9 protein-coding genes are annotated in these 8,277 nt (G+C 36.7%); 3 read left to right on the forward strand and 6 right to left on the reverse strand.

Going from position 1 to position 8,277, the window contains the following annotated elements:
• The 4 genes from V7659_RS24145 to V7659_RS24160 form a co-directional block, all read right to left on the reverse strand.
• On the reverse strand, positions 1–460 hold a 460-nt coding region (locus V7659_RS24145), incomplete at its 3' end, for a L,D-transpeptidase family protein (protein ID WP_335542684.1).
• Between the two features lie 60 nt (positions 461–520).
• Positions 521–2,023, reverse strand: a complete 1,503-nt coding sequence (locus V7659_RS24150; protein WP_335542685.1) for an aminotransferase class V-fold PLP-dependent enzyme — start codon at positions 2,021–2,023, stop codon at positions 521–523.
• A 684-nt stretch (positions 2,024–2,707) separates the two neighbouring features.
• Positions 2,708–3,055: a hypothetical protein gene (locus V7659_RS24155; RefSeq protein WP_335542686.1), complete on the reverse strand. Its 348-nt coding sequence runs from the start codon at positions 3,053–3,055 to the stop codon at positions 2,708–2,710.
• A 104-nt stretch (positions 3,056–3,159) separates the two neighbouring features.
• On the reverse strand, positions 3,160–3,894 hold the full coding sequence (locus tag V7659_RS24160; protein ID WP_335542687.1) for a polysaccharide deacetylase family protein: 735 nt from the start codon (positions 3,892–3,894) through the stop codon (positions 3,160–3,162).
• 148 nt (positions 3,895–4,042) lie between these two features.
• On the opposite strand from V7659_RS24160, the gene V7659_RS24165 reads away from it, so the two are divergent.
• Complete coding sequence (locus tag V7659_RS24165) at positions 4,043–4,834, forward strand: HAD family hydrolase (RefSeq protein ID WP_335542688.1); 792 nt, start codon at positions 4,043–4,045, stop codon at positions 4,832–4,834.
• Between the two features lie 62 nt (positions 4,835–4,896).
• On the opposite strand, the gene V7659_RS24170 is transcribed toward V7659_RS24165, so the two are convergent.
• Positions 4,897–5,733 carry a DMT family transporter gene (locus V7659_RS24170; RefSeq protein WP_335542689.1) on the reverse strand — a complete coding sequence of 279 codons (837 nt, stop codon included), beginning with the start codon at positions 5,731–5,733 and terminating at the stop codon, positions 4,897–4,899.
• 242 nt (positions 5,734–5,975) lie between these two features.
• Here V7659_RS24170 and V7659_RS24175 point away from each other — a divergent pair, with 242 nt between their 5' ends.
• Together V7659_RS24175 and V7659_RS24180 are read left to right on the forward strand one after the other, a co-directional pair.
• A complete protein-coding gene (locus V7659_RS24175; RefSeq protein WP_335542690.1) occupies positions 5,976–6,842 on the forward strand; it encodes a MerR family transcriptional regulator in 867 nt (288 codons plus the stop codon).
• Positions 6,843–6,882: 40 nt separating this feature from the next.
• The gene (locus tag V7659_RS24180) at positions 6,883–7,407 is read left to right on the forward strand and encodes a MerR family transcriptional regulator (RefSeq protein ID WP_335542691.1); all 525 of its coding nucleotides are present in this window, start codon (positions 6,883–6,885) and stop codon (positions 7,405–7,407) included.
• A 56-nt stretch (positions 7,408–7,463) separates the two neighbouring features.
• Here the strand turns inward: V7659_RS24180 and V7659_RS24185 are convergent, their stop codons facing one another.
• Complete coding sequence (locus V7659_RS24185) at positions 7,464–7,916, reverse strand: hypothetical protein (RefSeq protein WP_335542692.1); 453 nt, start codon at positions 7,914–7,916, stop codon at positions 7,464–7,466.
• Positions 7,917–8,277: the final 361 nt, after the last annotated feature.

Consider the following 8,277-nt stretch of genomic DNA (forward strand, 5'->3'; position numbering starts at 1 on the left):
TTGGTACTATATCAGCAAGCTGCAAAACATCCCGGTTATACATTCTTACGCAGCCATGAGAGACCGCTTTTCCTATCGAACTTGGGTTGTTAGTACCATGAATACCATAGCCCTGTTTTGATAAGGATAGCCACAATACACCGAAGGGTCCCCCGGGATTATATTGCCGATTAACAATCACGAAATCCCCAGTTGGTGTATTTGTCAACATCTTCCCTACGGCGATGGGAAAAATTTTTACTAGTCTGCCATTATTGTATAATGAAAGTCTTCGTTTACCAACAGAGATTTGAATGGAATATGGTATCGTAGAAGGCTCTGGCAGACCTGGAATTTGAATTTTTTGTCCCACATGTAAATGCCCGACCCCAGGATTAGCTGCATAAAGGCGTTGGAGACTTACGCGATAATTTGCAGAGATAATCCCCAGCGTTTCCCCCGGCTTAACTGTATGAATCATGAGACCCCACCTTTCTCTTGATAGCATATGCCCAAACAAGTTTGTGGGTAACCTTATTCATTATTCAAATCGAAATAGCGGAGCCATGTCCTCTCTTTTATGGTCGACATAAAAGTAATCATTACTTGCCTTATCATAAAGATAATCATTCTTCCATTCATTAATGTTAAGGGTGATTTCTCTTATCGCATTTACAAACAACATAATTTCTTCATTTGTCATAATCGGATGGATTGAGAACCGGACCCATCCTGGTTTCTGCGACAAGTCCCCCTGGTTAATTTTCTTAGAGATTTGTATTGAGGAGGCTTTATCAATATGAAGGAGATGATGCCCGTAGGTACCTGCACAAGAGCATCCTCCTCTTACTTGAATTCCATACCGGTCATTGAGCAGGCGGACAATTAAATTGTAATGAATATTTTCAATATAAAACGAAATAATCCCGAGACGTTCGTTTTTATTTCCAGCTAATATATGAACACCCGGTATTTCAACTAATTTAGGTAATAGAATACTTAACTGCTCTTTCTCACGTTTCAATATATTGTCTACACCCATTTGTTCTTTCAAATTCAAGCATAGGGCGATCCGAATCGCTTGTAGAATTCCGGGTGTCCCGCCATCTTCCCGCAGCTCGATATCGGAATAATATTGGTGCCCGCCCCATGGATTCGTCCACGTCACCGTTCCACCCCCTGGATGGTCAGGAACATGATTTGAATATAGTCGAGTATCAAAAACCAAAACCCCACTAGTGCCCGGTCCTCCTAGAAATTTATGCGGTGAGAAAAAGATGGCATCAAGTTTTTCCAAGGGATCCTCTGGGTGCATATTAATTGTTACATAGGGAGCTGATGCTGCGAAATCCACTAAGCAGATCCCGCCATGTTGATGCATGATTTTAGCTAATTGATGATAGGGGGTTTGCAGCCCTGTTACATTGGAGCATGCTGTAAACGAACCAATCTTCATTCTTCTATTCTTATAATGCTGAAGCATCTGGACCAACTGATTACAGTCCACATTACCATCCTGGTCTGGAGGTAAAATAACTACATCCCCTAATGTTTCAAGCCAAGATGTTTGGTTGGAATGATGTTCCATATGCGTAATAAAAATAATGGGCCGCTCACTCTCTGGAAGTGCCAGCCGGGATTTCCACTGTTCATGTACTCTAATTCCCAATAGTCTTTGAAACTTATTCATAACTGATGTCATCCCAAATCCATCGAGGATCAGGGCATCATGTTTGTCGGCATTTACATGGTCCTTAATAATTTGTTTGGATTGATTATAAATTCCTGTCATCATTAAACTGGTTATATTCGATTCTGTATGTGTATTAGCCATAAATGGGCCAAATACCTCTGAAATCTTCTGTTCGATAGGGCGATAAAGACGCCCGCTGGCCGTCCAATCCGCATAAACAATTTTCTTTTTTCCAAGAGGAGATTCAAATTCCTGTTTTATCCCAATCACTTGTGAGCGAAACGGTTGAAAATATTCCTCAAGGTTATCTGGGATTCGAAAGGTTTTGCTGCCAATCGTAGCGGTAATCATTTGTTTCACACCTCACAATTAAACTCTTGCTTCAATATATGCATGACATGGATGCACTGGTCCTTTAACAATAGCCAAATAAAAAAGCAGCCTAATAAAAATAATAAAGGGTTCCGTTTTGAGTTTTTCTTAAAATACGTGCCGATATGACAGTCGAATTGGTATATATATAAGTAAAACTCACCATAGTAATGAACTGCATCAAAATGAGCTTCTCTTAGAACTCACTCCTTTTTAAATAAGATGTCTTGTCCTTAATCGAGTAACCAGCAAAAGTAAAATAAGCGGAGATTTTCCGGTTAAATGCAGAATGGAGCTCGTTTCGGGGTAAATAAGGGGAGGTTTTCCGGTTATGCAAAGCAAAATCTCCCATTTTCGAATTTTTCGAGTTAATAGGCGGAATTTCTCCGTCTATTTAAGCCTTTTTTAACAATAATTATGATTTAAACGGAATTTTTCCGTCTATGGATCAGCTCTGGCGCTTAGCCTGATCCCTCAACCGATAAGTGAGGATCCTCTTGATCCTAGATTCGGGAATCTTCAGCTTTTTTATTAATCAGCTTATAAAAAAAAGACGTATGCCAATTCATACGTCAATTTTTGTATCTTTTAATAAGAAAGCACCCTAAAACGGATCCCTTTAATCAAATTGATCAGGTTGCTTTTTTAGAGATGAAGTTATTGTTAATAAGTAGTAATTTTCGATGATTCTTTTTTGGTTACTTCCTCAATCTTTTGAATAAACATTTGAAAAACACGCCTTTTTTCCTCTAAGTCCTTTATGTATTCCTTAAGCTGATTGTAGCTTTCTTCAAAAGGTTTATGGTACATGTCACGGATTTTTTCGATGATTTCTTCGTTTACTGTCGATTGAATCACTTGCTTGGTGATTCCATATTTGTAGGAATATACCTTTAATTCCTGTGCTACCTCATCGTACTCATTCGCAATCTCATTTAAAACTAATGAAATATCATCCTTCCACTCGTCAAGTGACTTTTGTAAGTAGGATTTTACCATTGTCTCTTCCATATAAACACCCGCCCTAATAGAGTCTAAATTATGTTTTTACTATTATAACGTTGTTTGATTACATAGAGATTTCGCACAGTTTACAGTGTCTTTTCATTCTCTACTTACTCTACCTTCACCGCTTGTTCAAAATCATTGAGGGTGGTTGAATATTTTATATAAATCCGTGGTAAATAGTAGAGTTCGTTTTTAAAGCCCGTCAGAGAAAATGGACCTGGCGTGGTTGTGAGTCCAAATTGATAATATTTCTTTGTTTCTGCCACCACATGTTCATTAGTATTCCCAAAGGGGTATGCGATTGCAATTACTGGTTTCCCTGTTATTTTCTGAATCTTTTCTTTTGATTCCTTCAGTTCGTATTTTAGGTTATTCACTTTTGTTAAATCTGGATGTGTCGATGTATGTGACTGTACTGAGATTAATCCTGAATTTACAACCATTCTTAGATCCGAATTTGTTAAGCGGTTCGTTCTATCGATGAAATCAGAAATCACAAAAAAGGTAGCAGTCGGACGAAAATTTTTATTTGTCAGTTTTTGTAAAATAGAAAACGCATGGAGATTATTTTTATACCCGTCATCTAGGGTAATAAATATTGGCTTTGGGACTGATTTTATATCCTGCCAACGCTCGAAAGTTAATAAGGTATACCCATGATCTCTTAAATAGGTCATTTGTTTCTCAAAGTTTTCTGGTGTCACATATAGCTCCTTGGACCCAGTACCACTATATTGGTCGATGGAGTGATAGACTAGAATCGGAACTTTTTGCTTTGCTGCCACATTTTTTGGAAGTCCTAAAATGAGAAGAGACAGGAGTAGCAGGAACATCTTTTTCATAATTTTTTGCCTCACTTTTTCATTTTGATGTCTATTCCCTCTATTATTCCTCCAAACTTTGTAAACCAACACAATTAAATGAATGTGACTTCCTTTATCGAAAAGTGGTAGAATAAACCCAACATTTTTTGAAGAAGGAGCTGTGGACGTGACCAATTACAAAGTTTTATTTTTAGATATCGATGGAACCTTATTGAGACCGGATGATACAATTGAGGATTCCACAAAGGAAGCTATTTCGCAAGTTCAAGCAAAAGGGGTGGAGGTTTTCTTAGCAACCGGCCGACCACTTCATGAAATAGATGAGCTTGGCAAGGAGTTGAATATCCATTCATTCATTGGTTATAACGGTGCCTATGCCATTTATAAAGGTAAGGACCTATACCAGAAACCAATGAACAGCTCAACCGTTAAGAAATTCTTAGAAATTGCTGAGGAGAACCATCATGAAGTGGTCCTTTATACAAATAGTAAGAACGTTTATACCAATATAGAAGCGGAGAGTATCATTGACTTTATGCACAAATTTCATTTACATAAAAATGAACCATATTCACCTTCAGTCAATAGCGCTGTCTTAGGGATGACGCTGGTGAATCTAAAAAAAGAGGATCCTTCCCTTTATCAGAAAAATGAAGAAGGAATCCATTTGTCCCAAGTCAATGTAGATGGAATGCGCCATTGTTATGATGTCATTCAAGATAGTGTGAACAAAGGTTTTGGAGTTCAAGTAGTATTAGAGAGACTTGGAATCGATAAGGAAAGTTCGATTGCCTTTGGAGATGGAATGAACGATAAGGAAATGCTTCAAAATGTTGGAGAAGGCTTTGCGATGGGAAACGGACATCCCGATCTTTTTCAATATGCCAAACATAAAACGACAGAGGTTACTGATTCTGGTATTTTTAATGGATTGAAAATGCTAGGTCTCATTAACTAAAGTTTGAGCTAGATAAAAAAAAGTGTAGAACCTTTCAATTAAACTGAAAGGCTCTGCACTTTTTATAACTTCGTAAAAATGATCCCAAGTACGGCAGTAAGAACTCCAATAACTTGATACCTTTTTAGTTTTTCTTTATAAAGCAGTAATCCAGCTAGAACAACGACCAGACAATTTAAACTTACTACTGGAAAGACGATACTTGCTGTCCCAGTTTTAAGCGCGTAGAAATAACAACTATAGCCCAATATACTAATTAGACCTACAATCGAACCCACATTGACTTCTGATCTCTGCCATTTTTCCTTCGTCAGGACACTACAAATGATTAAATAGATACTTCCGCCACCATACATAGAAATGAGGATATTCAATGAATTGAGATGCAAATAAGAGGTTGTTTTCATTAAAATTCCTAATATTCCAAAGGATACAATAGCTAGGCTCACACGAATCATCCAAGGAAGATAATTGGTTCTTCGTCTTTTTTCATTTGAATACTGAATGGCCATGGCAGATCCCAGCATAAATACAATTCCTAACCACTGAATCAGTGTAATTTGTTCATGAAAAACAAAGGCTGCACAAACAATAGGAAATATAGTATTCGTGCCTATTAATGGCGAGGTCAAACTAGCCGGCCCTTTTTCAAAAGCCTTAGACATTTGGATATTGCCGTTTGCATTTAATATACCAATTAAGGCTCCCAGCAGAATAGTCATTACGGTTAGATGGACGGTTTCATTTACAATCGCAAATCCTAATGTTAATACAAAGGCTACAAAATAAAAAAAGAACTGTATATGAACCTTCGAGACTCTCATCCCCGTGCTCCACTTAAAAATAGTATTATTTGCCCCAAAGCAAACCATAGTAATAAAGGCTGCTGCTATCCACATGTTGCTCCTTCTCTCTTTATCTTTTTCACTTCATATAATAAACCTCCATTTCATTACTCTCAATTGTTTTTTTGCAAATATTTTTTTATCGGATGTTTTTGCAAAAAAAATGTTGTTATTTCATGTTTTCCGTCTTGTTTTGATAGCTTTTGTCATCTTGCAGGAAAAAGTAATACCAAATGGTGAATAACTTACACAAGATGAATTATTTCCTAGATAAATAGAAAGGAATGACTGTTTTAATGAAGACCTATACCTTAAAAGAAGCAGCAAAAAAAATAAATATTAAACCAGGCGTTATCCGTCAGTGGGAAAAAGATTTAGAGGAATTACTCGAGATTCCCCGATCAAAACAAGGGGCCAGGATTTATACAGAAGTAGAGATTGACAAACTAGTTGAAATAAAAAAAATGTTTGAGAATAAATTAAATATGGAAGAAATTAGGGGGAAATTGCACAAAAAATTGCATCCTGAAAGTGAATTAGTGGCAGAGTTAACTGAAGTTTCACTCGAGGTCCTTTCAGAACCATCCGCGCCATTTACCATACAGGATGCTATTGATGCGCATCAGTTTTTCGAAGCGATGGATACGTACAAGGAAAATTTCTTAAGCGAAGTAAAAAATGAAATTCGTAATGTTGTGCGAAAAGAAGTAGTGGAAGAAGTAAAAAAGGAAATAAACAAAGGAACCTACACAACGGTTAAGTCAATTTCTGACTCTATTTATAAATCTTCTGCTAACACACAGGCTGAAATCCAAGATTTATCAAAGACCCTAGAAAAAGCATCTGAACTCTCGGCAGACTCCTTACAATACCTTTCTAACAACATTGCCAACGTGTCGATCGAAACTTCTCAGGAAATTTATACACTCTCCAAGCAGTTATCAGAAACTTCAGAGGAATTATCCCACTATGTGGATGTGACAAACAACGAAATTTCAAGTTTAACGGAGGCCATGACGAAAGAACGCGAATTCTTCCTTGAAGAGCGTAATCAATACCGACAAGAAATTACTCAACGAGAAATTGCCTTTCAACAAATGTTGAACAGTTATCGAGATGTAGCAGCAGCTAAAGACAAGAAATGGTGGAAATTCTGGTCTTAATATGGGTTAAGATTTAATTAATTCATTGGAGGGATTCGAAATGAATACTAGTGAAGTAGCAAAATTATTAGGAGTATCTACAAGTACTGTCCAACGCTGGGTCAAACAGCTCGAATTGCCAATGGAAAGAAATGAGCGCGGGCATTATCATTTTAACAGTGAGGATATCGAAGTATTAAAAAAAATCCATGAACAACTCCAAAATGGAACACTAATCCAGGAAATCACTCCAATCAATGAGAAAAAGGTGCCTAGAAAAGGTGCTGCTAAGGCTGTAGAAAACCATCACGCATTTGAAGACTTGACTGCAAAAGTTAGTAAACTAGAAATCGAACTCCATTCCAAGGCGGATTCTGTTGTTTCATATCAACTTCTTCAGCACAGGCGTGAAATAGAAGATTTGCAATCTCAAGTAAATGAATTAACTAGGCAACTTGAACAATTTCAAAAGATACTTAGTAAAGTGAATATACCTTCTCAATTAGATGACCCTATTGTATTTGATTCAAGTAAGGGTAAACGAAAAAAGAAAAATATTGTTAGCACCTTATTTGGATTCTTATAACATTAAGAAGAGCCGAACTGGTTTATGTTCGGCTCTTTTTATTTCACCTTTATGAATCAAATCTTTAATTCCACGAGAGGACGAGTATATTTTTTAGTAACGTAGCTGCCAAGAATTAAACAGATGACGAAAGATAGGATAATCAGTAAATGATATTGTCCTGAAATATTAAATAAATTTTTGTCAAGAACGGTTATCTCAAGTGATTTGATAATAAAACCGTGGAACAAATAAACATATAACGTTCTTTCACCTATTTCCGATACCTTTAGTGGATTGGAAGGTATAACCGTGAGAAATCCATAGACGACAATTAACGTCAGCATATATTGGAAGCCACGATAAAGTCCATCCACCCATTCTTCTTGTCCCATATTCGCATAGGAAGTGTCTCCCAAGAGCCAAGGCACGACGTTATGCGGGAAACTGAACCCTAAAGATAACAGAGTTCCTAGAATAATAACTAATCCAACTGGACGCGAATATTTGGAACGAATCGCTTTTTTCAATTGATCGCCATTTAGTAAAAATCCCAATAAAAAATACGGAAAAAAGACAAACGTNNTAAATAACTACCCACATCATCAATAAATCCTATGGCTATTCCCAAACCGATGGAGAAGCAAAATCCTACCCATCTAAATCTGGCAAAAACATAGAGTAATAAATTCCAACAAAACAAACTCATTAAAAACCATAGTGACCAATGTGGATGTAAAAAATCGAATTCTAAACTTGCTTCCTGCCCGTTTAGATAATAATAAACGGAATAAATGATTTGGAAAATGAAATAAGGCAATAATATTTTTTTAATTGCCTTTAATATATAGCCTTTCTTTTTAAATCCCTTTGCAAAGTATCCAGAGATAA

Source organism: Neobacillus drentensis, from assembly GCF_036966985.1.
In the GTDB taxonomy this organism is placed as follows: domain Bacteria; phylum Bacillota; class Bacilli; order Bacillales; family Cytobacillaceae; genus Neobacillus; species Neobacillus drentensis_E.